The organism is Micrococcus sp. CH7, from assembly GCF_001595485.1.
Classification (GTDB): Bacteria; Actinomycetota; Actinomycetes; order Actinomycetales; family Micrococcaceae; genus Micrococcus; species Micrococcus luteus.
Map to the genome: position 1 here is coordinate 9,809 of NZ_LOSQ01000003.1, position 23,789 is coordinate 33,597.

General features: G+C 73.0%; 20 protein-coding genes and 1 pseudogene. 5 read left to right on the top strand and 16 right to left on the bottom strand.

Annotated features, from left to right (window positions below):
- On the bottom strand, nucleotides 1–270 hold a 270-nt coding region (locus AUV08_RS00800), incomplete at its 3' end, for a leucine zipper domain-containing protein (RefSeq protein ID WP_157571208.1).
- A 206-nt stretch (nucleotides 271–476) separates the two neighbouring features.
- On the opposite strand from AUV08_RS00800, the gene AUV08_RS00805 reads away from it, so the two are divergent.
- Both AUV08_RS00805 and AUV08_RS00810 read left to right on the top strand, forming a co-directional pair.
- Nucleotides 477–1,139, top strand: coding sequence for a flavin reductase family protein (locus AUV08_RS00805; RefSeq protein WP_002857644.1), 663 nt, complete (start codon nucleotides 477–479; stop codon nucleotides 1,137–1,139).
- Nucleotides 1,136–2,446, top strand: a complete 1,311-nt coding sequence (locus AUV08_RS00810; RefSeq protein ID WP_002857643.1) for an MFS transporter — start codon at nucleotides 1,136–1,138, stop codon at nucleotides 2,444–2,446. The genes AUV08_RS00805 and AUV08_RS00810 overlap by 4 nt, the downstream gene beginning before the upstream one ends.
- Before the next feature lie 103 nt (nucleotides 2,447–2,549).
- Here the strand turns inward: AUV08_RS00810 and hutH are convergent, their stop codons facing one another.
- The 4 genes from hutH to hutU all read right to left on the bottom strand — a co-directional run bounded on the left by hutH (nucleotide 2,550) and on the right by hutU (nucleotide 8,637).
- The gene (gene hutH, locus AUV08_RS00815; protein ID WP_044658663.1) at nucleotides 2,550–4,163 is read right to left on the bottom strand and encodes a histidine ammonia-lyase; all 1,614 of its coding nucleotides are present in this window, start codon (nucleotides 4,161–4,163) and stop codon (nucleotides 2,550–2,552) included.
- Between the two features lie 29 nt (nucleotides 4,164–4,192).
- Entirely contained in the window at nucleotides 4,193–5,398 is a 1,206-nt protein-coding gene (hutI, locus tag AUV08_RS00820; RefSeq protein WP_044658662.1) for an imidazolonepropionase, read from the bottom strand.
- Between the two features lie 50 nt (nucleotides 5,399–5,448).
- Nucleotides 5,449–6,825 carry a YjiH family protein gene (locus AUV08_RS00825; RefSeq protein ID WP_082067556.1) on the bottom strand — a complete coding sequence of 459 codons (1,377 nt, stop codon included), beginning with the start codon at nucleotides 6,823–6,825 and terminating at the stop codon, nucleotides 5,449–5,451.
- A 114-nt stretch (nucleotides 6,826–6,939) separates the two neighbouring features.
- Nucleotides 6,940–8,637, bottom strand: a complete 1,698-nt coding sequence (hutU, locus tag AUV08_RS00830; RefSeq protein WP_044658661.1) for a urocanate hydratase — start codon at nucleotides 8,635–8,637, stop codon at nucleotides 6,940–6,942.
- Nucleotides 8,638–8,787: 150 nt separating this feature from the next.
- Here hutU and AUV08_RS00835 point away from each other — a divergent pair, with 150 nt between their 5' ends.
- Nucleotides 8,788–9,501: an IclR family transcriptional regulator gene (locus AUV08_RS00835; protein WP_044658660.1), complete on the top strand. Its 714-nt coding sequence runs from the start codon at nucleotides 8,788–8,790 to the stop codon at nucleotides 9,499–9,501.
- A gap of 113 nt (nucleotides 9,502–9,614) precedes the next feature.
- Here the strand turns inward: AUV08_RS00835 and AUV08_RS00840 are convergent, their stop codons facing one another.
- Both AUV08_RS00840 and AUV08_RS00845 read right to left on the bottom strand, forming a co-directional pair.
- Entirely contained in the window at nucleotides 9,615–10,154 is a 540-nt protein-coding gene (locus tag AUV08_RS00840) for a hypothetical protein (protein ID WP_044658659.1), read from the bottom strand.
- 148 nt (nucleotides 10,155–10,302) lie between these two features.
- Complete coding sequence (locus AUV08_RS00845) at nucleotides 10,303–11,088, bottom strand: carbon-nitrogen hydrolase family protein (protein ID WP_061873047.1); 786 nt, start codon at nucleotides 11,086–11,088, stop codon at nucleotides 10,303–10,305.
- A 171-nt stretch (nucleotides 11,089–11,259) separates the two neighbouring features.
- On the opposite strand from AUV08_RS00845, the gene AUV08_RS00850 reads away from it, so the two are divergent.
- On the top strand, nucleotides 11,260–13,479 hold the full coding sequence (locus tag AUV08_RS00850; RefSeq protein WP_044658657.1) for a catalase: 2,220 nt from the start codon (nucleotides 11,260–11,262) through the stop codon (nucleotides 13,477–13,479).
- Nucleotides 13,480–13,605: 126 nt separating this feature from the next.
- On the opposite strand, the gene AUV08_RS00855 is transcribed toward AUV08_RS00850, so the two are convergent.
- On the bottom strand, nucleotides 13,606–14,895 hold the full coding sequence (locus AUV08_RS00855) for an adenylosuccinate synthase (RefSeq protein ID WP_044658674.1): 1,290 nt from the start codon (nucleotides 14,893–14,895) through the stop codon (nucleotides 13,606–13,608).
- Nucleotides 14,896–15,031: 136 nt separating this feature from the next.
- Between AUV08_RS00855 and AUV08_RS00860 the strand changes: the two genes are divergently transcribed.
- Nucleotides 15,032–15,583 carry a hypothetical protein gene (locus AUV08_RS00860; RefSeq protein WP_061866879.1) on the top strand — a complete coding sequence of 184 codons (552 nt, stop codon included), beginning with the start codon at nucleotides 15,032–15,034 and terminating at the stop codon, nucleotides 15,581–15,583.
- A gap of 21 nt (nucleotides 15,584–15,604) precedes the next feature.
- Here AUV08_RS00860 and bioD read toward each other — a convergent pair whose 3' ends face one another.
- The 8 genes and pseudogenes from bioD to AUV08_RS00900 all read right to left on the bottom strand — a co-directional run bounded on the left by bioD (nucleotide 15,605) and on the right by AUV08_RS00900 (nucleotide 23,668).
- Entirely contained in the window at nucleotides 15,605–16,312 is a 708-nt protein-coding gene (gene bioD / locus AUV08_RS00865) for an ATP-dependent dethiobiotin synthetase BioD (protein WP_020624969.1), read from the bottom strand.
- Nucleotides 16,294–18,765: an aminotransferase class I/II-fold pyridoxal phosphate-dependent enzyme gene (locus AUV08_RS12115; RefSeq protein WP_231865115.1), complete on the bottom strand. Its 2,472-nt coding sequence runs from the start codon at nucleotides 18,763–18,765 to the stop codon at nucleotides 16,294–16,296. The genes bioD and AUV08_RS12115 overlap by 19 nt, the downstream gene beginning before the upstream one ends.
- Nucleotides 18,762–20,150, bottom strand: a complete 1,389-nt coding sequence (bioA, locus tag AUV08_RS00880) for an adenosylmethionine--8-amino-7-oxononanoate transaminase (protein ID WP_061873048.1) — start codon at nucleotides 20,148–20,150, stop codon at nucleotides 18,762–18,764. Before bioA ends, AUV08_RS12115 begins: the two co-directional genes overlap by 4 nt.
- A gap of 7 nt (nucleotides 20,151–20,157) precedes the next feature.
- Nucleotides 20,158–21,393: a biotin synthase BioB gene (gene bioB, locus AUV08_RS00885; protein WP_061866881.1), complete on the bottom strand. Its 1,236-nt coding sequence runs from the start codon at nucleotides 21,391–21,393 to the stop codon at nucleotides 20,158–20,160.
- 107 nt (nucleotides 21,394–21,500) lie between these two features.
- On the bottom strand, nucleotides 21,501–21,812 hold the full coding sequence (locus tag AUV08_RS00890) for a hypothetical protein (protein WP_020626741.1): 312 nt from the start codon (nucleotides 21,810–21,812) through the stop codon (nucleotides 21,501–21,503).
- 191 nt (nucleotides 21,813–22,003) lie between these two features.
- Entirely contained in the window at nucleotides 22,004–22,597 is a 594-nt protein-coding gene (locus AUV08_RS00895; protein ID WP_020626742.1) for a GNAT family N-acetyltransferase, read from the bottom strand.
- A 93-nt stretch (nucleotides 22,598–22,690) separates the two neighbouring features.
- Nucleotides 22,691–22,866 (bottom strand): annotated as a pseudogene (locus tag AUV08_RS11675) (transposase); the annotation flags it as partial.
- Nucleotides 22,867–22,981: 115 nt separating this feature from the next.
- Complete coding sequence (locus AUV08_RS00900) at nucleotides 22,982–23,668, bottom strand: helix-turn-helix domain-containing protein (RefSeq protein ID WP_020626743.1); 687 nt, start codon at nucleotides 23,666–23,668, stop codon at nucleotides 22,982–22,984.
- Nucleotides 23,669–23,789: the final 121 nt, after the last annotated feature.

Here is a 23,789-nt window from a genome sequence, read left to right on the forward strand (position 1 = left end):
CCGTGCGGACCACTTGCACTCCCGGCGCAGGGTGAGGATCTGGGTGACCAGGGCCGGGTCGAGCTGGGCGGGAGAGCGTCGTGGCCGGCAGGAGCGGTCTTGCAGTCCTGCCTCGCCCTCGGCGCGGTAGCGGGCGACCCAGGTGGCCACCGTGGGCCGGCTCACCCGGAACTCGGCTGCCACGTGTGCCTGCGGGATCCCGTCGTGCAGGTGGCGGTGGACCATCCTGAGACGGCCGGTGGGGGTCAGGGGTGCGTTAGCGTGAGTCATGAGTGGGTCTTCTCGGGCAGGTCGGTGGTGTAGGAACTTCCATCCTGCGGGAGAGGCCCACTCGTCTCATCTCAGCCGGCGCCTCGTGGCAAGAACCTCATGACCCACAACACCTAGGCAGTCATCTTCCCGCATCCTCTTGATATATCCCGAATATGCGGCGTAGCGTGGCCCACATCCTGTTACCGGCATCACATGGAGGACTCATGAAGTACCGCCCGCAGCACGAGGCCACCCCCCTGCCCTACTCCCCCTTCAAGAGCTCCACGGTGCCGCGGCCCATCGGCTGGCTGTCCTCCGTGAGCACGGACGGCATGGAGAACATCGCCCCCTACAGCCAGTGGCAGAACCTCACCTTCGACCCGCCCATGGTGATGTTCTCCGCGAACCAGTACCCGGACGGACGCCGCAAGGACACCGTCCTCAACGCGGAGCAGACCGGCTGGTTCGTGTGGAACATGGCCACCTACGACCTGCGCGAGGCCGTCAACGTCTCCGCCATGGCCCTGGAGCCGGGCGAGAGCGAGTGGGACCGCATCGCGGAGCACGGCGTCACCAAGGTCTACGCGGACAACCACCCCATCCCGATGGTCGCCGAGTCCCCCGTGCGCTTCGAGTGCCGCTACCACTCGACGCACCGCATCAAGGGCGACTCGAACGTCGGCACCATCGACGTGGTCTTCGCCCACGTGGACACCATCCACATCGACGACGACGTCATCACCGCCGACGGCCGCCTCGACATCCCGCGCATCCAGCCGATCGCCCGCCTGGGCTACTTCGACTACACCGTGGTGCGGGAGACCTTCGAGATGCGGGTGCCCGGCGCCGACGGCGATGCCCAGGCCGGCCTCGAGGGGCGGGCATGAGCACCGCGGCCACCGGTGCGGCCCGGCCCGCTCCCGTGCCCGGGGCCCGCCCCCGGAGCCTGAAGGACATGCTGGCCGTGAACTTCGGCAACGCGCTGGAGTGGTACGACTGGAACGTCTACACGATCTTCGCCCCGGTCTTCGCGGCGCAGATCTTCCACGCGGACAACCCCACCTCCGAGCTGCTCGCCACCCTGGCCGTCTTCGCGGTGGGCTTCGTCGCCCGCCCCATCGGCGGCTACGTGTTCGGCGCCTACGCGGACCGGGTGGGCCGCAAGCGCAGCCTCTTCGCGGCGATGATGATCACCGCGCTCGGCAGCCTGATCATCGCCTTCACCCCCACCTACGGCACGGTGGGCGTCCTCGCCTCGGTGATCCTCGTCATCGCCCGCCTGCTGCAGGGCCTGGCGCACGGAGGCGAGATGGGCACCTCCGTGACCTACCTCGTGGAGCGGGCGCCGCAGGGCCGGCGCGGGCTGTTCGGGGCGACGTCGTGGGTGTCCGTGGTGGTGGGCACGATCCTGGCGACGCTCGTGGGCCTGGCCATCAACACGCTGCTCTCCCCCGAGCAGGTGGCGTCCTGGGGCTGGCGCGTGGCGTTCGGCATCGGCGGCGTGTTGGGCCTGTATGCGCTGTACCTGCGACGGAGCCTGACGGAGTCGGAGCACTTCACGGCGGCGCAGCAGGTGGTGCCCACCGCCGACGACGCTCCCCGCCGGGAGCCGGGTGCGGTGTGGCGCGGCCTGCTGACGATCTTCCTGGTCTCCGCGGGCGGCTCGCTGATGTTCTACACGTGGCTGATCTACCTGCCCACGCACGCGCAGGTGGCCCATCAGATGGACAAGTCCACCACCCTCTCGGCCTCGCTCGTGGCCCAAGTGATCTTCCTGGTCGCCATCCTCGGGGCGGGCCTGCTGGGCGACCGGGTCGGCCGCCGCCCGCTGGTCATCGCCTTCGGCCTGCTCTTCGTGGTGCTGCCGTTCCCGCTGTTCGGCATGCTGGACGGCACCTTCGCCTCGTTCCTGCTCGTGCAGACCATCGCCCTGCTGGCCGTGGCGCTGCTGTTCGGCGTCAACGGCGCCGTCTGGTCCGAGGTGCTGCCCACGGCGGTGCGCGCCAAGGGCGTGGCCACCATGCTCTCGCTGGCCACCGCGATCTTCGGCGGCACGGCACCGTACCTGATCACGTGGCTGACGGCGCAGGGATGGACCAGCGCGTTCCCGATCTACCTCATGGTGGTCGGCGGCCTCACCGGCCTGACCGGCCTGTTCATGAAGGAGACGAAGGACGTGGACCTGGCGGCCTGAGCCGGAAGGGTCGCCCACACACAGAGTGGTCACGACACGCCGTCTCGTGCAGACGCACGCGGCATGTCGTGACCACTCGGTGGCGTCTGACCACTCTGTGGCGTCAGTGCCCCTCGGCCTCGGCGCCCTCGGACTCCTCGGCCAGGTCCTGCGGCTCGGCGTCGGCGGAGACGCCCGCGAGCGCCTCCGCCACGGCGGCCAGCACGGACCCGTCGCGCAGGGCCTGCTCGGCGGCGGCCAGCTGCGGCGCCATGTACTGGTCCGGACCCGGACCGGGCACGCCGGCCTCGCGGATCACGCGGACGGCGGCACCGGTCGCGGCGGAGGGCTGCAGCGGGGCGCGCAGCTCGATCGCGCGGGCGGCGGCCACGAGCTCGACGGCGAGCACGCGGCGGAAGTTCTCCACGGCCGAGCGCAGCTTGCGGGCGGCGTGCCAGCCCATGGAGACGTGGTCCTCCTGCATCGCGGAGGACGGGATGGAGTCCACGGACGCGGGCACGGCCAGACGCTTCATGTCCGAGACGAGCCCGGCCTGCGTGTACTGGGCGATCATCATGCCGGAGTCCACGCCCGGGTCGTCCACGAGGAACGCGGGCAGCCCATGCGAGCGGGCCGGGTCCAGCATGCGGTCGGTGCGGCGCTCGGACATGCTGGCGACGTCGGCCACCGGGATGGCCAGGAAGTCCAGCACGTACGCCACGGGCGCCCCGTGGAAGTTGCCGTTCGAGCTCACCCGGCCGTCGTCGAGCACCACCGGGTTGTCCACGGTGGCGGCGAGCTCGCGCTCGGCCACGGTGCGCACGTACGCGAGGGTGTCGCGCAGGCCGCCGGCCACCTGCGGGGCGCAGCGCAGCGAGTAGGCGTCCTGCACGCGGGAGTCGCCCTCCTTGTGGCTGGCCACGATCGGCGAGCCCGCCAGGATCCTCAGCATCCGGTCGGCGGAGGTCGCCTGGCCCGGGTGGGGGCGCAGCGGCAGGTGCAGCTCCGGCACGAACACGCGGTCGGTGCCGAGCAGCGCCTCCACGGACATCGCGGCGGTGAGGTCCACGGTGTCGGCGAGCTCCTCGAGGTCGGCCAGCGCCATGATCAGCATGCCGAGCATGCCCTCGGTGCCGTTGACGAGGGCCAGGCCCTCCTTCTCGCGCAGCTCGACCGGCTCGATCCCGGCCTCGGCGAGCGCCTCGCCGGCCGGACGCAGCGCGCCGTCCGTCCCGACGACGTCGCCCTCGCCCATCAGCGCCAGGGCCACGTGGGAGAGCGGGGCGAGGTCGCCGGAGCAGCCCAGGGAGCCGAACTCGCGCACGGCGGGGGTGATGCCCGCGTTGAGCATGGCCACGAAGGTCTCGACCACCACGGGGCGCACGCCCGTGCGGCCGGAGGCCAGCGTGGTGGCGCGCAGGAACATCAGCGCGCGGACGACCTCACGCTCCACCACGGGGCCCATGCCGGCGGCGTGGGAGCGGATCAGGGACTTCTGCAGCTGCGCGCGGGACTCGAGCGGGATGTGCTTGTCCGCGAGCGCGCCGAAGCCGGTGGAGACGCCGTAGGTGGGGGTCTCGGCCTCGGCCAGCGCCTCGACGTGGCGGCGCACCGCGCCGACGGTCTCGAGCACGTCGTCGGCGAGCACCACGCGGGCGTCGTGGCGGGCCACGGCGACGACGTCGTCCAGGGTGGCCCCGGACGTGCCGAGCGTGACGGTGACGGGAGGGGTGGTCATGGTGATGCGTTCTCCTTGCTGTGGGTCGATCAGACGGCCCGACGGCCCGCGCGCCAGACCGCGTGGGTCAGCGGCATGCCGGGGCGGTAGGCCAGGTGGATGGCGGCGGGGGCGTCGAGCACGTGCAGGTCGGCGCGCTTGCCGACCTCGAGGCTGCCGACGCGGTCCTGCGCGCGCAGGCCGAGGGCCCCGCCGAGGGTGGCGGCGCGCACGGCTTCGGCGAGGGTCAGGTGCATCTGCAGCACGGCGGTGCCCACGTTGAAGTTCATGGACGTGGTGTAGCTGGTGCCCGGGTTGCAGTTCGAGGCCAGGGAGACCTCGATGCCGGCGTCGAGCAGACGACGCGCGGGCGCCAGCGGGGCGCGGGTGGACAGGTCGCACGCGGGCAGGCAGCCGGCCACGGTGCCGGGCGTCCCGGTGGCGGAGGCGCGGTCCCAGTCGGCCCAGGTGCCGGCCAGGGCCTCGACGTCCGCGTCGGAGAGGTGGTTGACGTGGTCCACGGAGGCGGCGCCGAACTCCACGGCCACGCCCACCCCCGGGCCCTGCTCGATCTGGTTGCCGTGCAGGCGCACGCCCAGGCCCGCCGCCACACCCGCGGCGAGCACGCGGCGGGTCTGCTCGGCGTCGAAGGCGCCGGTGTCGCAGAACACGTCCACCCAGCCCACGTGCTCCCGCACGGCCGCGAGCATCGGCCCGACGACGTCGTCCAGGTAGTCCTCCACGTCCCGGCCCGGGGGCACGAGGTGGGCGCCGAGGAAGGTCACCTCGTCCACGAGGCCCTCCTCGCGCAGCCCGGCCAGCAGGCGCGCGTGGCGCGCCTCCTCCTCCACGGTGAGCCCGTAGCCGGTCTTGGTCTCGAGGTAGGTGGTGCCGCCGGCCACCGCGTCGGCCACCCGGCCGCGGACCAGCTCGGCCAGGCGAGCGTCCGAGGCGGCGCGGGTGGCGGAGGTGGTCACGCCGATGCCGCCGGCCGCGTAGGACTCGCCGGCCATGCGGGCCTCGAACTCGGCGGAGCGGTCCCCGTCGAACACGAGATGCGTGTGGGAGTCCACCCAGCCGGGCAGCACGGCGCGGCCCTCGACGGACACCCGGTCGTCCGCCTCCGGGGCGTCCGCGGCGGGGCCGATCCAGGCGACGCGCTCGTCCTCGACGACGACGGCCGCGTCCGTGAGCACCCGCCCTTCGGGGTCGACGGTGGTCAGCTCGGCGATGTCGGTGATGAGCGTGGAGCGCATGGGGGCCTCTCTGCGGGACGGACGGGGGAGGTGGGGCGGTGGGGTGGGCCTCAGGCGAGCGCGGCCACCAGGTGGGCCAGCGGCGTGGCCAGCACGATGGTGAGCGCCACGCGCTCGACCCAGATCACCAGGAGGTGCCACATCTTCACGGGGATGTCCGTGGCCAGGATGGCAGGAACCACCGCGGAGAAGAAGATGATCGCGGAGACGCAGACGACGCCGATCACGAACCGGGCGACGAGGTCCTCGTGGCCGGCCGCCATCGTGGCCGGGATGAACATCTCGGCGATCGAGGTGGCAGAGGCCGAGGCCAGCAGGCCGGGGTCGGAGTAGCCGAACGCCCAGAACAGCGGGTAGAAGATCACGCCGATCCACTCGAACACGGGCGTGTACGTGGCCAGGACCAGGGCGATCAGGCCCACGGACATGATGGACGGCAGGATCTGGAGCACTATCACGAGGCCGTCCCGGAAGTTGACCCAGATGTTCTTCGGCAGGGACGGGGCCTCGGCAAGGGTCTGCTCGGCGGCGCGACGGGCCACGCGGAAGCGGTCCCGGGTGACGGCCTGCTCGGGCGAGTGCACCACGCCGGGGTACACCTCGTCCGGGATGCGGCTCAGCGGCGGGATGCGCACGGTGATGGCCGTGACCACGAACGTCACCAGGAGGGTGCCGAAGAAGTACCAGAGCCAGATGTCCATCAGGCCCAGCGTCTTGGCGACGATCACCATGAAGGTCGCGGACACCGTGGAGAAGCCGGCGGCGATGATCGCCGCCTCGCGGGCCGTGTAGCGGCCGCCGGTGTACATGCGGTTCGTCAGCAGCAGGCCCAGGGCGTAGGAGCCCACGAAGGACGCGACGGCGTCGACGGCGGCGCGGCCGGGCACGCGCCAGATCGGCCGCATGGCCGGGCGCAGGTAGACGCCCACGAACTCCATGAGGCCGTAGCCGATCACGAGGGCCAGGAAGACGCCGCCGATGGGCACGATCAGGCCCACGGGCACCACGAGCTTGTCCATCAGGAACGGGCCGATGCTCTCGTCCAGGATCCAGCTCGGGCCCACGCCGAACACGACCATCGCCGAGGCGACCAGGCCGAGCACCGCGAGGAAGGCGAAGACCGTCCGGGTGGTGCTGGTGCGCCAGCGGCCCGAGGCGAACGGGTACACGGCGCCGGCGGTGATGATGGCCAGGCCCACCCAGCGGTCGGCCGGGCCGAGCAGCCCGCGCACCCAGGTCACCAGGTGGTCCAGCGGGATGGAGCTCGCCCCGTTGATCGTGACGGGCACGAAGAACATGACGATGCCGATCGCCGAGTAGACGATCATGCGCCAGCGCGCCGGCGGGCGGGGCGCGTCGGCCTCGATCGCGGCCATCGCGGTGGTGTCGGTGTGCAGCTCGTGGTCTGCGGGGCGGGACGAGTCCATCGTGGTGTCCTTTCGATCGCGAGCCGGACGGGCGGACGCCCGTCCGGCTCGCGGCGGTGAAGTCGTCGGGCGGCGACGGTGCGGTGGCACCGTCGTCCGGCGACGTGACCGGGGTCAGTCCCGGATCGTGGCCTCCATGGGCACACGGACGCCGCGCTCGGCGGCGACCTCGACGGCCCGGGAGTAACCCGAGTCGACGTGACGGAAGACGCCCATGGCGGGGTCGTTGGTCAGCAGGGCGGTGAGCTTGGCCGCGGCCAGCTCGGTGCCGTCGGCCAGGCCGACCTGACCGGCGTGGATGGAGCGGCCGATGCCGACGCCGCCGCCGTGGTGGATCGACACCCAGGTGGCGCCGGAGGAGGTGGCGGTCAGCGCGTTGAGCAGCGGCCAGTCGGCGATCGCGTCGGAGCCGTCCAGCATGGACTCGGTCTCGCGGTACGGGGAGGCCACGGAGCCGGAGTCGAGGTGGTCGCGGCCGATCACGATCGGCGCCTTGACCTTGCCCTCGGCCACGAGCTGGTTGAAGAGCAGGCCGGCCTTGTGGCGCTCGCCGTAGCCCAGCCAGCAGATGCGGGCTGGCAGGCCCTCGAACTCCACGAACTCGGCAGCGCCGTCGAGCCAGCGGTGCAGGTGCTCGTTCTCGGGGAACAGCTCCTTCAGCGCCGCGTCGGTCACGCGGATGTCCTCCGGGTCGCCGGAGAGCGCGGCCCAGCGGAACGGGCCGAGGCCCTCGCAGAACAGCGGGCGGATGTAGGCCGGGACGAAGCCCGGGAACTCGAACGCGCGGGAGTAGCCGGCCTTGCGGGCCTCGTCGCGGATGGAGTTGCCGTAGTCGAACACCTCGGCGCCGATGTCCTGGAAGCCGACCATGGCCTCGACCTGGCGGGCCATGGACTCCTGGGCCTTCTTGGTGAAGGTGTCCGGGTCGGCCTCGGCCTCGGCGTGCCAGTCCTTCTCGTCGATCTCGATCGGCAGGTAGGACAGCGGGTCGTGCGCGGAGGTCTGGTCGGTGACGATGTCGATCTCGACGGTGCCGGCCTTCTGGCGCTCGAGCAGCTCGGGGAACACCTCGGCGGCATTGCCCACGAGGCCCACGGAGACGGCCTCGCCGTCGCGCTTGGCCTGCATGACGCGCTCGACGGCCTTGTCGATGTCCGTCTCCACCTCGTCCAGGTAGCGCTTGCCCATGCGGCGGCGCAGGCGGTCCTCCGAGACGTCCACGATCAGGCAGACGCCGCCGTTGAGGGTGACGGCCAGGGGCTGGGCGCCGCCCATGCCGCCGCAGCCGCCGGTGAGGGTGAGGGTGCCCTTGAGGGAGCCGTCGTAGCGCTTGCGGCCGATCGCGGCGAAGGTCTCGTAGGTGCCCTGGAGGATGCCCTGGGTGGCGATGTAGATCCACGAGCCGGCGGTCATCTGGCCGTACATCATCAGGCCCTCGGCCTCGAGCTCGCGGAAGGTCTTCCAGTCGGCCCAGTCGCCCACCAGGTTGGAGTTGGCGATCAGCACGCGGGGGGCCCACACGTTGGTCTTGACGACGCCGACCGGCTTGCCGGACTGCACCAGGAGGGTCTCGTCCTCCTCGAGGTCCTTGAGCGTGGCGACGATGGCGTCGTAGGCCTCCCAGGAGCGGGCCGCGCGGCCGGTGCCGCCGTAGACGACGAGGTCCTCGGGACGCTCGGCGACCTCGGGGTCCAGGTTGTTCATGAGCATCCGCAGCGGGGCCTCGGTCTGCCAGGACTTGGCGGACAGCTCGGTGCCGCGCGGGGCGCGGATGGTGCGGGACGGGTCGTGCTGGGTGAAGCCCACGGCCATGGCAGTTCCTCTCGACGGGGTGCGTGCGCCGCCGGGACGGGTGGCCCCGGTGATTTCACGGCTCGGCATGCACTTTCCGAACATTGAAACAGTGACTCGGCTCACGCGCAAGCCCGATCTGCGTGTCCCGCACCCGTTACGCTCCCTGTCATGACCACCACCCCCACCGCCTCGACGCGCACCGTGGACCGGGCCCTGGACCTGCTCGCCGCCGTCACCGAGCAGCCCCGACTGAGCCTGACCGAGGCCGCCCGCGCCACGGACCTGCCGGCGTCCACGGCGCTGCGCCTGCTGCGCAGCCTCGAGGGGTCCGGCTTCGTGGCCCGCGACGACGACGGTGCCTACCGCCCCGGTGTGCGCCTCATCCAGCTCGGGGCGCGGGCCTTCTCCCGGGACTCGCTCGTGCAGCTGGCCCGCGGGCCGATGGACCACGTCGTGGCCGCCACGGGCGAATCCGTCTACCTCTCGGTGACGACCCCTCCGGACTCCGCCGTCTACCTGGCGATCGTGGAGGGCACGCACTCGGTCCGCCACACGAACTGGGTCGGACGCACCGTCCCCCTGGCGGGCACGGCCGTGGGCGACGCCCTGCGCGGCAGCGTGGCCGCGGGGGACTACACGCTGCGCACCCGTTCCGTGGAGAAGGACGTCACCTCGCTGTCCGCCCCCATCAGCGTGGCGGGCACGGTGGTCGGGGCGCTCAGCACGCTCGTGCCGGCCTACCGCTGCACGGACGAGCTGGCGGACCGGTGCGGGGCGGCCCTCGTCGCCGCCACCCACGAGCTGGCGCACCTGCTCGGGGCGGCCGACACTCCCAGGGAACGCCCAGCCGACTCCCCTGGAAAGCCCAAGGCGCGTTCGTAGGCTGAAGCCACCTCATCGAAGGTGCGAGTGATGACGGAGAAGGCCCCGGGCCCGGCGAGAGCCGGAACCGGGGCCTTTCTCTGTGCCCGGCGCCCGAGGCGCCGGGTCCGGGATCAGCGGCGGGAGGAGACGAGACCCGCCCAGAGGCCGCCGAGCAGGCCGGCCACCGGCAGCATCCAGAACAGGTGCACGCCCGACCCGTAGAGGACGGTGTTGGAGAACACCGCGAACAGGCCCACGGCACCGAGGAAGCCACCGACCACGCCACCGACCACGTAGCGCACGACGGAGCGGGCGGCCCCGCCCATCAGCAGCACGACCAGGTACCCGGCCGCGCCCGCCAGGGCGCCGCCCACCAGGCCGAACATGAACGACTGCACCAGCACGACCCAGCCGTGGCCGGTCTCGCCCAGCGCCACGGAGCCGTTGGGATCACCCAGGCCGCCGGTGAGCACGCGCACGACGTTGCCGATGATCACGACGAGCACCGAGACGAGGATGACGCGGTTGGTGAAGCCCCAGCCGTCCACCGGGCGCAGCGGCTCGAGCACCTCCTCCTCCACCACGGCGTGGCGCACGGGGCGGGCCGGGGTGGTGTGGGCGTTCGCGGTGTGGGGCTGGACGGCGTGGCTGCCGTCGGCGTTGATGGTCATCTCTGATCTCCCGTCCCGCCCCGGGCGGGGCGCGTTCCGGGCGCCAGGGCGCCCGTCTGGTTGCACGTCTGGTTGCACGTCTGACGTGATTTTAGGCTTTTCCCAGCCCCAGGGGGTAATGGTGACCCGTCCGCCTGGCGGGGGCGGCTCAGAGGACGTCGGTGCGGCGGTTGGCGAGCGAGGGGAGGAACTCCCTGACCTCGTCGATCCGCTCGCGGGTGACCTCCGCGGTCGCCACGGCCTCCCGCTCGTCGGCGAGCTCGGCGACGGGCAGCGCCAGCGGGTCCACGATCATCGAGTGGCCCACGGTGCCGTCCGAGCACGTGTCCGCCGCGGCCACCCACACCGTGTTCTCCACCGCGCGGGCCTTGAGCAGGGTGCGCCAGTGCTCCACCTTGTGCTCGCCGGAGAACCACGCCGCGGGGATCACGAGCACGTCCGCCCCCTCCACCGCGAGACGCCGGGACAGCTCGGGGAAGCGCAGGTCATAGCAGGTGAGCAGGCCCAGGCGGAGCCCGCCGAGCTCGATCGCCGCGATGCCGCCGTCGCCGGGGGTGATCCGGTCCGACTCGCGGTGTGCGAACGCGTCGTAGAGGTGGAGCTTGCGGTACGCGCCCAGCCGGGCGCCGTCCGCGCCCACCGCCAGCAGCGTGTTGTAGGGACGCCGGTCCGGTCCCGGCTCGTAGCCGCCCGCGACGACGGCGATCCCGTGCTCACGCGCCAGCGCGGCCAGGCCCGCGGCGAACGGCTCCCAGGCCGTGGCGACGGCGTCGGGGAACTGCTCCCCCACCTCGCGGGCCCCGAGCATGGCCTCCTCGGGCAGCACCAGGAGGTCCGCCCCCTCGCCCGCGGCACGGGCGGCGAGGCGGGCCATCACGGCCAGGTTCGCCTCGACGTCGCCCACGGGCCCGAACTGTCCGACGCTGATCCTCATGCCCCCAGGGTAGCCAGGCCCCTGCCGGTGGCCGTCAGCCCTGGTCAGCGCTGGGGCCAGCCGCCACGCTGGGGACCGGGCACGACGTCGGCCCGCATCGGCCGCCGTCGTCGTCCGCCCCCCGATCCGCGCGGCACCGCGCGGCACGTCGACACCACAGGAGCAGACGCGATGACCACCCAGCAGCCCGACATCCCCGGCACGCCGGGGCCGATCACCCCCGACCTCGAGGAGCACACCGCCCTCACCCACCCGGACCAGCCCGTGGCCGTGCCGGCCCCGGACCAGCGCGGTCCGGCCCAGGTCTCCCCCACCGGCCAGGACACCGGCGCCGACCCCGCGACCGCCGCGCAGGGCTGCCCGTACCTGACCACCGCGCACGGCGTGCGCCTGCAGGACTCGGACCACTCGCTCAAGGCCGGCCGCCGCGGCCCCACCCTGCTCCAGGACCACCACCTGCGGGAGAAGCTCAGCCACTTCGACCACGAGCGCATCCCCGAGCGCGTGGTCCACGCCCGCGGCGCCGGTGCCCACGGCGTGTTCCGCGGCTACGGCACCGCCGCGAAGATCAGCCGGGCCGGCCTCTTCGCCAAGGACAAGGAGACGGAGGTGTTCGTCCGCTTCTCCACCGTGGCCGGCTCCCGCGGCTCCATGGACCTGGCCCGCGACACCCGCGGCTTCGCCACCAAGTTCTACACGGACGAGGGCACGTGGGATCTGGTGGGCAACAACATCCCCGTGTTCTTCGTGCAGGACGCCATCAAGTTCCCGGACGTCGTGCACTCGGTGAAGCCGCACCCGGACCGGGAGATCCCGCAGGCGCAGTCCGCGCACGACACGTTCTGGGACTTCGTGTCCCTGCACACCGAGGCCCAGCACCACACCCTGTGGAACATGTCCGACCGCGGCATCCCGCGCTCCTACCGCATGATGGAGGGCTTCGGCGTCCACACCTACCGCCTGATCGCGGCGGACGGTTCCACCGTGCTGGTCAAGTTCCACTGGAAGCCGATGCTCGGCGTGCACTCCGTGACCTGGGAGGAGGCGCTGCTCACCAACGGCATGGACCCGGACTTCCACCGGCGTGACCTCGCCGACGCGATCGAGGCCGGCGCCTTCCCCGAGTGGGAGCTCGGCGTGCAGGTGTTCGAGGACAACGAGGAGCAGATGTTCGAGGGCATCGACCTGCTCGACCCCACGAAGCTGGTCCCGGAGGAGCTCGCCCCCGTGCAGCCCCTCGGCCGCATGACGCTGAACGCCAACCCGTCCAACTACTTCGCGGAGACGGAGCAGGTGGCCTTCAACCCGGCCAACCTCGTGCCCGGCATCGACGTCACCAACGACCCACTCCTGCAGGGCCGCCTCTTCTCCTACCTGGACACGCAGCTCACCCGCCTCGGCGGGCCGAACTGGAACCAGCTGCCCATCAACCGCCCGCACGCCCCGGTCAACGACATGCTGCGTGACGGCTTCCACCAGAGCGCCGTGCATCGCGGCGTGGCGCCGTACCGGCCCAACTCGCTCGACGGCGGCCTGCCGTACGAAACCCCCGCGGACGACCACGCGTTCATCGAGCACCCGGAGCCGCTGCCGGCCTCGGTGAAGGAGCGCGCGCACGCCGCGTCCTTCGACGACCACTTCTCGCAGGCGCGCCTGTTCTTCCTCTCCCTCTCCGAGGTGGAGCGCGAGCACGTGGCGCAGGCGTACACGTTCGAGCTCGGCAAGTGCTACGAGCAGACCATCCGCGAGCGCCAGCTGGCCCACCTCGCCGCGATCGACACGCGACTGGCCCAGCAGGTCGCGGACGGCCTGGGCATCCCCGTTCCCGCGCCGACCGAGACCCCGGCCGACGTGCAGCCCTCCCCCGTGCTGTCCCAGATCGGCGGCGCGTGGCCGCTCGACGGCCGTCAGGTCGGCGTCGTGGTGGGCGAGTCCGTGGACGAGAAGGAGCTGGACGCCCTCGTGCAGGGCATCCACGGTGCGGGCATGGTCCCGCTGGTCATCGCGCCGAAGGGCGGCCCCGTGGCCGGGGAGATCGTGGCCCAGCGGACCTACCTGACCGCCGCGTCCATCGAGTTGGATGCCGTGGTCGTGGCCTCGCCGGCGGCCCCCGCCGCCGACGCCGCCCCCGGCCTGGACCAGAAGGCCGGCGCCGCCGACCCCGAGGCGGTGGACCCGCGCGTCATCAAGGTGCTGCAGGAGATGTGGCGCCACTCCAAGGCGATCCTCGCCCTCGAGCCGGCGGAGGCCGTCCTCGCGGCCGCCCAGGTGTCCGGCAAGGGCGTCGAGTCCGCGGCGGACGGCGCGGCCGCCGTGGCGGCGCTGAAGCAGCTCCTGCCCGCGCACCGCGTGTGGGACCGCTTCCCGACGACGGGCCGCCTGGCCGACTGACCGGCGGACCCCCGGGCGCTTTCGAACGTGAGATAGGGCCTATCTCACGTTCGAAAGCGCCCATTCGCCCTCTTTCACGTTCGAAAGTGCAGGCCAGGGCGGGCCGGGCCGGGGCGGCGGGCCGGGTCAGTCCTCGATGAGGTCCCGGACCTGGACCACCTGGTCGCGGCCCGGGCCCACGCCGATCGCGGAGATCCGGCAGCCGGAGAGCTTCTCGAGGGCCTCCACGTAGCGCTGGGCGTTCAGCGGCAGATCCGTGAACGCGCGGGCGCCCGAGATGTGCTCAGTCCACCCGTCGAAGTGCTCGTAGACCGGCTTCGCGTGGTGGAACTCGGTCTGGGTAATGGGCATGCGGTCGTGGCGCACGCCGTCCACCTCGTAGGCCACGCACACCGGGATCTTCTCGATGCCGGTGAGCACGTCCAGCTTGGTGAGGAAGTAGTCCGTGAAGCCGTTGATCCGCGCGGCGTAGTGGGCCATGACGGCGTCGTACCAGCCGGTGCGCCGCGGGCGGCCGGTGTTCACGCCGAACTCGCCGCCGGTGGTGCGCAGCTGCTCGCCCATCTCGTCGAAGAGCTCCGTGGGGAACGGGCCGGCGCCGACGCGCGTGGTGTAGGCCTTCACGATGCCGATGGTCCGGGAGAAGCGGGTGGGGCCGATGCCCGCGCCCACGGCCGCGCCGCCGGCGGTCGGGTTGGACGAGGTCACGAACGGGTAGGTGCCGTGGTCCACGTCCAGGTAGGTGGCCTGGCCGCCCTCCATGAGCACCACCTTGCCCTCGTCCAGGGCGTCGTTGAGCAGGTTCACGGAGTCCACGACCATGGGGCGCAGGCGGTCCGCGTAGCCCAGGAAGTACTCGGCGATCTCGTCCACGGTGACGGCGCGGCGGTTGTAGAGCTTCACCAGCAGCTCGTTCTTCTGCCGCAGGGCGCCCTCGATCTTCTGGCGCAGGATCGACTCGTCGAAGATGTCCTGCACGCGGATGCCCAGGCGGGCCACCTTGTCCATGTAGGCGGGCCCGATGCCGCGACCGGTGGTGCCGATCGCGCGCTTGCCCAGGAACCGCTCGGTCACCTTGTCCATGGTCTGGTGGTACGGCGCCACGAGGTGGGCGTTGGCGGAGATCTTCAGGTGCTCGCACGAGTGGCCGCGGGACTCGAGCCCGTCGATCTCCTCGAACAGCGCCTCCAGGTTCACCACCACGCCGTTGCCGATCACGGGCGTCGCGTTGGGCGAGAGGATGCCGGCGGGCAGCAGCTTGAGCTCGAACTTCTCCCCGTTGACGACGACGGTGTGCCCGGCGTTGTTGCCGCCGTTCGGCTTGACGACGTAGTCCACTCGCCCGCCCAGCAGGTCGGTGGCCTTGCCCTTGCCCTCGTCGCCCCACTGGGCTCCGACGATCGCGATCGCTGGCATCTGCATCTCTCCTCAGGGCCGCGGGTCGTCCCGGACCGGCCCGTACATGGAAAACGCCCCCTTGCGGTGCGCACGGAGGCCGTACCCCCGAATCCTACCAGCGTGACGGATGCCACCCCCTGGCTACGCTGGCTCCATGAGCACCGCAGCGCCCCACACCCAGCACTCGGACTTCGCCTCCCCGACCCCCACCCGCAAGGGCCCGAGCGTGGGCACATGGCGCCCCTGGGCCGCGCTGCCGTGGGCGCTGGCCCTCCTCGCCCTGCCCTTGATCGCGCTCGCCCTGCGCTCCAACGTCGGCGCGAACGGCTGGATGACGGTCATCTACATGGTCTTCGGCGCCCTGCCCCACGAACTCGTCCTCATGGTCCTGGTGGGAAGCCTGTTCCTCCTGCCCCGCGTGAACCCGCAGGATGAGCAGCGGGGCGGCATCCGGCTGGGGCGCCTGCTGCACACGCTGTTGGGCATCTCCTGGGGGTCCTTCGCGCTGGCCGCGATCATCTTCCCCGACGGCGGCGACCACCCGGACTCCGGCGCCACGACCCCGGTGCTCATGGACCTGCTCGGCACGAGCACCGCGATGGACGTCGGCATCGTGGGCGGCCTCGCCCTCGTGGCCGTCAGTGCGCTCACCGGTCTCGCGGTGATCGTGGTGTGCGTGGTGCGGCGGATCCGCGCCGTTCGCTGAGCACGCTCCCGACGACGGCGGTCAACGCACCGACATGACGCGCGGCGGGGTGCCCCGCGGCACCGTCTCCAGCACCGCCCCGTGGGCGCCGGCCAGGCGGGCCAGGAACACGAGGTTGGCCCGCTCGACGGGGTCTGGGTCCGCGGCCACGCCGCTGACGAGGATCCGCTCCGGCGCCACGCCACGGGCGGCGGCGTGCTCCACCGTGAGGCGCGCGTGGTTCTGCGTGCCCAGCCCGGGGCGCGCCACGACCGTCAACCCCGCGTCGAGCCCGGCCGCCCGCAGCGCGCGCACGGCGTCCACAGGCCCCTCGTCGGCCTCGGTCCACGCCACGGTGATCCCGCCGGCGCCCTCGATGAGCAGGTGGTCGACGCCCGCGGCGAGGCCACGCCACCGGCCCAGCTGCTCACCCAGAGGCGGCAGAGGGGGCGTCCCCTCCCCCGCGTGGGCGACCGCGTCCACGGGGGCCATCGCGGGGCCGACCCGCGCCCCCTCGGACACGGTCAGGCGGGCCGGAGCGGCGGCGTCGAGCGCGCCGGATGCGGCGGCCGCGGCCACCAGGTCCCGGACGGTCTCGACGTCGCCGGCCTCCCCCGGTGCGACGCCCGTCTGCACCGGCTTGTCCACGTGCACGCGGAGCCCGGCCACCAGGGCACGGGCCGCGAGCGCGGCGGTGCCCCACGTCTTGCCGACGTCCGTGTCCGTGCCGGTCACGACCTCGATGCGCATGTGTCCACTCCACTCTGCTCGATTCGGATGTCCTCGCCGCCGTGCCACGGTCCGGGCGTCACGAGCACGTGCTGCGGCGCCTGGAAGGAGAGCAGGCGCAGCCACGTCGCCGGCGGCCCGGTGAGCCGGGCGTCCGGCAGCAGGCGGGCGACCTCGCGGACCACGAGGGCGGTCTCGAGCTCCGCGAGCCCGGCCCCGAGGCAGCGATGCAGGCCGAAGCCGAAGGCGAGCCGGGCGTCGTCGTGCTGTTCGCCGCTGAGGTGCAGCAGGAGCTCGTCGCCGGCGCGGACCTCGTGCTCGCCGACGCGGACGTCCGCCGTGGCGAGGCGCCGCCAGGTGGGCACCGAGGAGCTCGTCCGGAGGCACTCGGCCACGAGCTCGGCCGCGGCCGCCTCCGCCGCATCGGCTCCGGCGCCCCCGTCCGCCCCGGCGCCGAGCGCGGCCCAGCGGGCGGGGTCGGCCAGGGCGCGGGTGAGCGCGGTGGAGATGAGCAGCCGGGTGGTCTCCTGCCCGGCGATCACCAGGAAGTAGCCGAGGGAGACGATCCGCTCGTCGTCGACGCCGGCCTCGTGCAGCGCCGCGAACAGGTTGCCGGGCTGTGCGTCGTCCCCGCGCGCCTCGACGACGGCCCCGCGCGGCCACCGGTGGAAGTCGGCGGCGGAGCGGGCGAGCCGCAGCTGGCGGTCCTCGTCCGGCCAGCCCCAGAACAGTTCGAGGGAGTCGGCGCTCCAGCGGTGCAGCTGCGCCTCGGGCGGGTTGGGCACGCCGGTCAGGGCGGACATCACGCGCGCCGGGACCGCTGCCGCCACGGTGGTCGCCAGGTCCACGGCCCCGCCTGCGCGGCCGGTGTCCGCGAGGGCGGCCGTGAGGGCCATCCGGGTGGTCGCGAGGATCCGGCCGCGGGCTTCGCGCACCTTCGCCGGGGAGAAGAACGGTGCCACGACGCGACGCACCGCCCGGTGCTCCTCCCCGCCGGCGGAGGCGAGCACGGGCGGCAGCCGGAAGCGGGCGGCGGCCAGGATGCGGCGGGCCGGGCCGCTCAGCGGGACGACCGCCGTGAGGGCGTTGTCCGAGGCGAACGTCCCGGGGTCGGTGAGCACGCGCCGCAGGTCGGCGGGATCGGAGATCCGCAGGTGGTCGCCGCGCACGGCCTCCGGCCGTGGGTCGCCGTGGGCGAACGGGCAGCCCGTGGACGCGCCCCACGCCCGGGCGGCCACGCTCGCCACCGCCTCCAGCGCCGCCCGCAGCCGGGGCTCGGGGACGGCGGTGGTCACGCTCACGCGGAGGCGGGCGATGCCGTCGGGCACGCTGGGCGGGCGGAAGCATCCCACGAGGACGCCGTGCGCGCGCAGCTCCGCGGCCGCGGCGACGGCCTGCTCCGGTCCGGGCATGCGGATCGAGTGGACGGCGCCCGCCCCGACCTCCACGTGCCCGGCCAGCTCGGGCCGGCGGGTGAAGACGTCCACGGCCGTCTCCCGGGCCCGCGCGAGCCGTGCCGCGGGCTCCCCCGTGGCGGCGATCCGGCAGGCGGCCGCCGCGGAGGCGGCGAGCACGGGGGCCAGGGCCGTGTCGAAGACGAAGGTGCGGGCGGTGTTGAGCACGTGGTCGCGCCAGGACCGCGCGTCGGGCCCGCCGAACAGGGCCAGACCGCCCTGGCCGCCGAGGGCCTTCGAGCAGGTGGCGGTGACCACGACGGGCGCCTGCCCCGCCCACAGTCCCAGGGCGCCCGTGCGGCTGCCGCCGGGGACCACGCCGAGCGAGTGGGCCTCGTCCACCACGAGCAGGGCGCCGTGTTCGGCGGCCAGGGCGGCCAGGGCGGGCAGGTCGGCCTCGTCCCCCAGCACGGAGTACAGGGACTCGACCACCAGCACGATCCGTCGCGCCCGCCCTTCGGTGCGCAGCCGGTCGAGGGCGGCCCGGAAGGCGGGCACCCTGTTGTGCTCCACCGTGGTGACCGACGCGCCCGCCAGGGGGGCGAACGCCCCTGAGCGGGCGGTGACGGCGAGGGCGGCGCCGTCGCGCAGGCTCGCGTGGGCGTGCTCGTCCAGGAGGAAGGCGGTGCCCGGCCCGGCCAGGGCGCCGAGGACACCGAGGTTCGCGGTGTAGCCGGAGGAGAAGGCGAGGGCGGCATCCGCGTCGGCCAGCGCGGCGGCGGCGGACTCGAGGTCGGCGTGCGCGGGATGCGTCCCCGTGACGACGCGGGAGGCCCGCGCCCCGACCGGCCCCTCGGTGGCGATGCGCGCGGCGGCGGCCCGCACGTCCGGGTGGACGGCCAGGCCCAGGTAGTCGTTGGCGGCCAGGTCCACGACGCTCGACGACGGCGCGCCCGGCTCCGGCGGGTCGGCGCGGCGCTCCAGGCCGCGGCGCGCGCGGACGGCGGCCCGAGAGCCCAGCCACGAGGACCAGGGGTCGGCGGGCGTGCTCGTGGCCGCGCCGGCCTCGGCGGTGTTCATGCGCAGACCTCCTCGACGGCCCCGGTGACGGCCGCGCAGATCGTGGCGACGTCGTCGTCGGTGCTCACGTAGGGCGGCATCACGTACACCAGCCGCCGGAAGGGGCGCACCCATGCACCGCGGGCGACGGCGGCCCGAGTGACGGGCTCGACGTCCACGGTCCGGTCCAGCTCCACGACGCCTACCGCACCCAGGACCCGCACGTCGGTGACGGCGGGCAGGTCGGCGGCCGCCGCCAGCCCGGCGCGCAGCCCGGCCTCGACGCGGGGCACCTGGGCGGCCCAGCCGTCGCGCGGGTCGGAGAGCAGGTCGAGGGACGCGGAGGCGACCGCGCACATCAGCGGGTTGCCCATGAACGTGGGCCCGTGCAGGAGAGCCCCGGGCATGCCCCGTTCCCGCCGGGAGACCGTCTCGGCGACCTCGGCGGTGCACAGCATGGCCGCGCCCGTCATGGTGCCGCCGGTGAGCGCCTTGCCGAGGCACAGCACGTCCGGGGCGACGCCGGCCCCTTCGCACGCGAGCCAGCGGCCGGTGCGGCCGAAGCCGGTGGCGATCTCGTCGGCGATGAGCAGGAGCCCGTGCTCGTCGCACAGCTCGCGCAGCACGGTGAGGCAGCGCGGGTCGTAGACGCGCATGCCCCCCGCCCCCTGGAGCACGGGTTCGAGGATCACGCCGGCGATCTCGTCCGCATGCGCGGCGGTGAAGGCGCGGGCCTCGTCCTCCCACGCGGCGAGGGCGGCGTCGTCGGCCTCCCAGTGGCCGGCCGGAGCGGCGTCGGGTGCCATGGGTGCCGCGGCGACGCCCTCGGGCACCCAGCGTGCCGCCGGCGGGCGGGGCAGGAACAGATGCCGAGCCACGAGCGAGGTGAAGGCCGCGTGCATGCCGTCCACGGGATCGCACACGCCCATGGGCGCGGCGGTGTCCCCGTGGTAGCCGCCGCGGACCGTGAGGAATCGGCGGCGGCTGGGCCGGCCGCGCGTCGCCTGGTACTGGAGGGCGAGCTTGAGCGCAACCTCCACCGAGACCGAGCCGGAGTCGGCGAGGAACACGTGCTCGAGCGCGGCGGGGGTGTGCGCGACGAGCCGTTCCGCCAGGTCGACGGCGGGCGCGTGCGTGAGCCCGCCGAACATGACGTGCGGGAAGGCCGCGGCCTGCCGGGTCAGGGCCTCGACGAGCGCGGGGTGCCCGTGCCCGTGCACCACGGACCACCAGGACGCCATCGCGTCGATGGCGCGGTGACGCTCCCCGCCCGGCCCCTCGAGGTCGAGGTGGACGCCCCGGGCACCGCGCACGGCGTAGAGCTGGCGGGCGCCGGCGGCCCCGTAGGGGTGCCAGAGGTGGGCGGCGTCGCGGTCGAGGAGGCCGGCTTCAGCGGGGGCGGTCACGGCGCGCTCAGGCGTTGGCGGGCTCGGCCGTGCCCGCACCCCGGCGGCGCAGCTCGGGCTTCACGGCACCCTCGGCGCCCGTGTCGGGGCGGGCGTCCTCCGCGGTGGCCTCCGAGGCGACGGCCGCACCGGAGCCGCACGGGCCGGCGTCGTCCGTGCCGCCGCAGCAGCCGCCGGCCGAGGCGCCGTCGTCGGCCGCGGCCTGCTGCGCACGCTCCTCGGCGCCGAGCACGGTGAAGCCGGCGTCGGCGATCATCTGCAGGTCCGCCTCGGCGTCCTGGCCCTCGGAGGTGAGGTAGTCGCCGAGGAAGATCGAGTTGGCCACCTGCAGGCCGACCGACTGCAGGGAGCGCAGGTGCATCTCGCGGCCGCCGGCGATGCGCAGCTCCTTGTCCGGGCACGCCAGGCGGACCATGGCGAGGATGCGGAGGCACTCGAGCGGGGTGAGCTGCTGGTGGCCCTGCAGCGGGGTGCCGTCGAAGGGCATGAGGAAGTTGACGGGGATGGAGTCGGAGTCCAGGTCGCGGAGCGCGAGGACGGCCTCGACGAGCTGCTCGTGCGTCTCCCCCATGCCCGCGATCAGGCCGCTGCAGGAGGACAGGCCGGCGGCGCCGGCGCGCTGCACGGTGTCCACGCGCTGCTCGTAGGTGTGGGAGGTGCAGATGGACTCGTAGTGGGACTCGGCCGTGTTGAGGTTGTGGTTGTAGGCGTCGACGCCGGCGTCCTTGAGCTTCTCGGCCTGGCCGTCCTTGAGGAAGCCGAGACACGCGCACACCTCGACGTCCGGGTGCTGGGCCTTGAGGTCGCCGACCATGCCGGCCACGCGGTCGACGTCGCGGTCCGTGGGGCCGGTGCCCGAGGCGACCATGCACACGCGCGAGGCGCCGCCGGCGATGCCCAGACCCGCCTGGCGGACGGCCTCCTCCGGCTTGAGCCACGTGTAGCGCAGGATCTCGGCCTCGGTGCCGAGCCGCTGGGAGCAGTAGGTGCAGTTCTCCGGGCAGAGGCCGGTCTTGAGGCTGACCAGGTAGTTGACCTTGACGGTGCGGCCGAAGTGCTTCTCGCGCAGGCGCGAGGCCGCCGCGACGATGCGGAACGTGTCCGCGTCCGGGGCGTCCAGCACAGCGACGGCCTCCTCAGCGGTAAGCACGTGGCCCGCCTCGATGCGGTCCACGAGGGCCTCGGGGTCGAGGGCGGCGGCGGGGCGGGGGTCGACGGCGGGGGAGTCCTGGGTGGCGGTCATGCGGGCCTCTCCGGTGGGCGGGGCTCGGCCCCGGGTGGGTCTGACTCGAGGGACTCTAACAGTGTTCATTGAACAGTGTTCAGGAGCGGGGGGCCATGACCCCGACGTCAGCGCCCGTGCCGGTCCAGAGGGACCGGCTCGGGCCGCGGCTGCTCCTCGAGCGTCGTCGTCGCCGCGAGGATGCCGTGGGCGGCGGCAGCGAGCACCGCGCCGAGCAGACCGGCCACGACCGCCCGGACGCCGGCGTCGTCGATCGCGTTCAGCACCAGCCCCGGAATGACCGCGGCCCCCATCAGCAGCATCACCCACGCGGTGGAGCCGGCTCCGGCGTCGAACACGTTGCGGCGAGCCTGCTCCGCCTCGACCCGGTGATGCACCCCTCGCAAGGCGAGCATCGCCCCGAGGGCCGTGACGGCCACCAGCGTCAAACCCCACCCCAGTCCCAGATCCTGCCGCAGCCCCGCGAACACACCAGCCGAACCCACCAGGGGAGGTGCCACACCGATGCGCCACCGCCACTCACGCTCATTCCCCACCCGGCTCACAGCCCCCTGCTGGCACACGGCCCTCGGCGGTGGAGCGGCAGATCATGCGGTCGTGGCCGCCGGGATCACTCCTGCGTAAGGGGCGAATGGAACTCCGAGGCGAGCATCGCGTAGGTGGCGCCATCCACCCAGCCGCGCGTGAGATGCAGAGACTCCTCCTTGAACGTGCCCTCGTGACGCATCCCCACCTTCTCCATGATGCGCAGACTCGGAGCGTTGTCCGCGAAGGCATGAGCCTCCACGCGTCGCACACCCAGATCGTCGAACGCGAAGCCCAGCAGGGCTCGCGCAAGCTCGGTGCCATAGCCCTGCCCGGCCTGGCGCGGATCGATCGTCCAGCCGAGCTCGGCCTGGGCGTCCCGGGCTTCCTCCTGCGGGCCGTCCTGACTCCACGCGTCCTGCACCGCGACCTTCCCGACACCGACGATGACGTCTCCGGCCCGCACGGTGAGGCGGTCCCCCGCCCCGAGGTAGGACTCGCGCAGCGCGCCCTCACTCTCCGGACGGCCCGAGGTCCACGTCCACACCTGCTCGAGACGGCAGAAGCCCCACACGGCGGGTGCATCGAGACCCCGGAACGGGGTGAGGGTCAGCCGGCGGGCTCGCAGCGGGAAGCAGACGCCTCGACTCGCGGCGAGCTCCAGGAGAGGGGTGGCCATGACAGACAGGGTACGAACAAAAGTCCTCGAGTCAGCCCCCGGACAGACCAGTGCCCACACCCTGCGTCGATGTCAGATCCACGCGGCCTCTCAGGGCCCGTTGACCTCGGGCAGATCCCGCCACGGAGTCCCGCACCTGCACCGGTAGATGATCGCTTCGACCATCGTGCGGGCATCCGAGAAGGGCCGGCCCTGCCGGCCCGTGCGATCTGGAGCAGCGGGGCGATCAGCTCCGATCGGGCGTCGAAGACGACCTGGAACCGGGACATGGCTCCCCGGATCTCAGCGGGTCCCTGGAGCCATTCTCAGACACGCCCTAGGCCATCTCCAGCGCCGAGGCCCGCCTCACATCCGAGGAGGTCCTCCACGCTCAGGTGACGCGGCTCAGACACGATGCAACAGTCGATCGAGGGCCTCTCGCCCGGCGGCCCGCTCACGGACGTCGTCGGAGTCCATGAGGTCCAGCGCCACGACTGTTTCAGTGCGAAGCAGGGCGGAGGGATCCACGGGGGCAGGTATGTGTCGGATCACCACTTCCCCCGCCGCCGAGGCGTCGAGGCGGAGCCGCGACTGGAGAGCCTCCAGGTCGCCGAGCAGATAGCCCTCCTCCCGCTGGTTCCCTTCGACAGCGGCGAGCCCGAAGCGGCGGGCGAGATCCGACTGATCCAGGGCGGACACCCCCGAGGGCACGAGAACGTCGGCGAGCTTGGCTCGGGCTCGAGGCGAGGCGTGGAACCGGTGGGGCCGGGCCCTGTTCTCAGCCAGTCGGTGCATCTCGGCAGCGGTGAGCGTTCGCAGCCGGGAGCGCAGACGGGAGATCCGCGGCTGGTCGAGGAAGGCCCGTCCGTTTCCTCCGGCAAGGAGGTCGACGGCGGCCCAGGCGGTCCGCGGAGCCCAGGTGCGGCCGATACCCGGCGCCCTGCGGGCACGACGGGCCAGGGCACGCTCATCGATGAACCAGGATTCTCCGAGGCGGCGGGCCGGCACATCACCGTCCTCGACGAGGCGCCGCACATAGCGGTCGGAGACCTTGAGGCGCTCGGCGGCCTCCCCCACCGTCAGAAGAGTCATGCAAGAAGAGTACCGGAGCCGGACCTGTTCATGCATGCCCGGGGAGCCCTGACTTTGAGACCCTGTCATGCCATGCACCGAGAGCGCGTGGCCCTCTCACCAGAGCCGTACTCCACCAGAG

What these genes read in the sequence shown, in the direction of transcription:
- bioD (WP_020624969.1), bottom strand. Translation starts at nt 16,312, where the DNA reads ATGCGCATCGAGGTCGTGACCGGCACGGACACGGACGTCGGCAAGACG.
- AUV08_RS00810 (WP_002857643.1), top strand. Translation starts at nt 1,136, where the DNA reads ATGAGCACCGCGGCCACCGGTGCGGCCCGGCCCGCTCCCGTGCCCGGG.
- AUV08_RS00860 (WP_061866879.1), top strand. Translation starts at nt 15,032, where the DNA reads ATGAGCACCGCAGCGCCCCACACCCAGCACTCGGACTTCGCCTCCCCG.
- AUV08_RS00845 (WP_061873047.1), bottom strand. Translation starts at nt 11,088, where the DNA reads ATGAGGATCAGCGTCGGACAGTTCGGGCCCGTGGGCGACGTCGAGGCG.
- hutI (WP_044658662.1), bottom strand. Translation starts at nt 5,398, where the DNA reads ATGCGCTCCACGCTCATCACCGACATCGCCGAGCTGACCACCGTCGAC.
- AUV08_RS12115 (WP_231865115.1), bottom strand. Translation starts at nt 18,765, where the DNA reads ATGAACACCGCCGAGGCCGGCGCGGCCACGAGCACGCCCGCCGACCCC.
- AUV08_RS00855 (WP_044658674.1), bottom strand. Translation starts at nt 14,895, where the DNA reads ATGCCAGCGATCGCGATCGTCGGAGCCCAGTGGGGCGACGAGGGCAAG.
- hutU (WP_044658661.1), bottom strand. Translation starts at nt 8,637, where the DNA reads ATGGCCGTGGGCTTCACCCAGCACGACCCGTCCCGCACCATCCGCGCC.
- AUV08_RS00895 (WP_020626742.1), bottom strand. Translation starts at nt 22,597, where the DNA reads ATGGCCACCCCTCTCCTGGAGCTCGCCGCGAGTCGAGGCGTCTGCTTC.
- bioB (WP_061866881.1), bottom strand. Translation starts at nt 21,393, where the DNA reads ATGACCGCCACCCAGGACTCCCCCGCCGTCGACCCCCGCCCCGCCGCC.
- AUV08_RS00825 (WP_082067556.1), bottom strand. Translation starts at nt 6,825, where the DNA reads ATGGACTCGTCCCGCCCCGCAGACCACGAGCTGCACACCGACACCACC.
- AUV08_RS00900 (WP_020626743.1), bottom strand. Translation starts at nt 23,668, where the DNA reads ATGACTCTTCTGACGGTGGGGGAGGCCGCCGAGCGCCTCAAGGTCTCC.
- AUV08_RS00805 (WP_002857644.1), top strand. Translation starts at nt 477, where the DNA reads ATGAAGTACCGCCCGCAGCACGAGGCCACCCCCCTGCCCTACTCCCCC.
- hutH (WP_044658663.1), bottom strand. Translation starts at nt 4,163, where the DNA reads ATGACCACCCCTCCCGTCACCGTCACGCTCGGCACGTCCGGGGCCACC.
- AUV08_RS00850 (WP_044658657.1), top strand. Translation starts at nt 11,260, where the DNA reads ATGACCACCCAGCAGCCCGACATCCCCGGCACGCCGGGGCCGATCACC.
- AUV08_RS00840 (WP_044658659.1), bottom strand. Translation starts at nt 10,154, where the DNA reads ATGACCATCAACGCCGACGGCAGCCACGCCGTCCAGCCCCACACCGCG.
- AUV08_RS00835 (WP_044658660.1), top strand. Translation starts at nt 8,788, where the DNA reads ATGACCACCACCCCCACCGCCTCGACGCGCACCGTGGACCGGGCCCTG.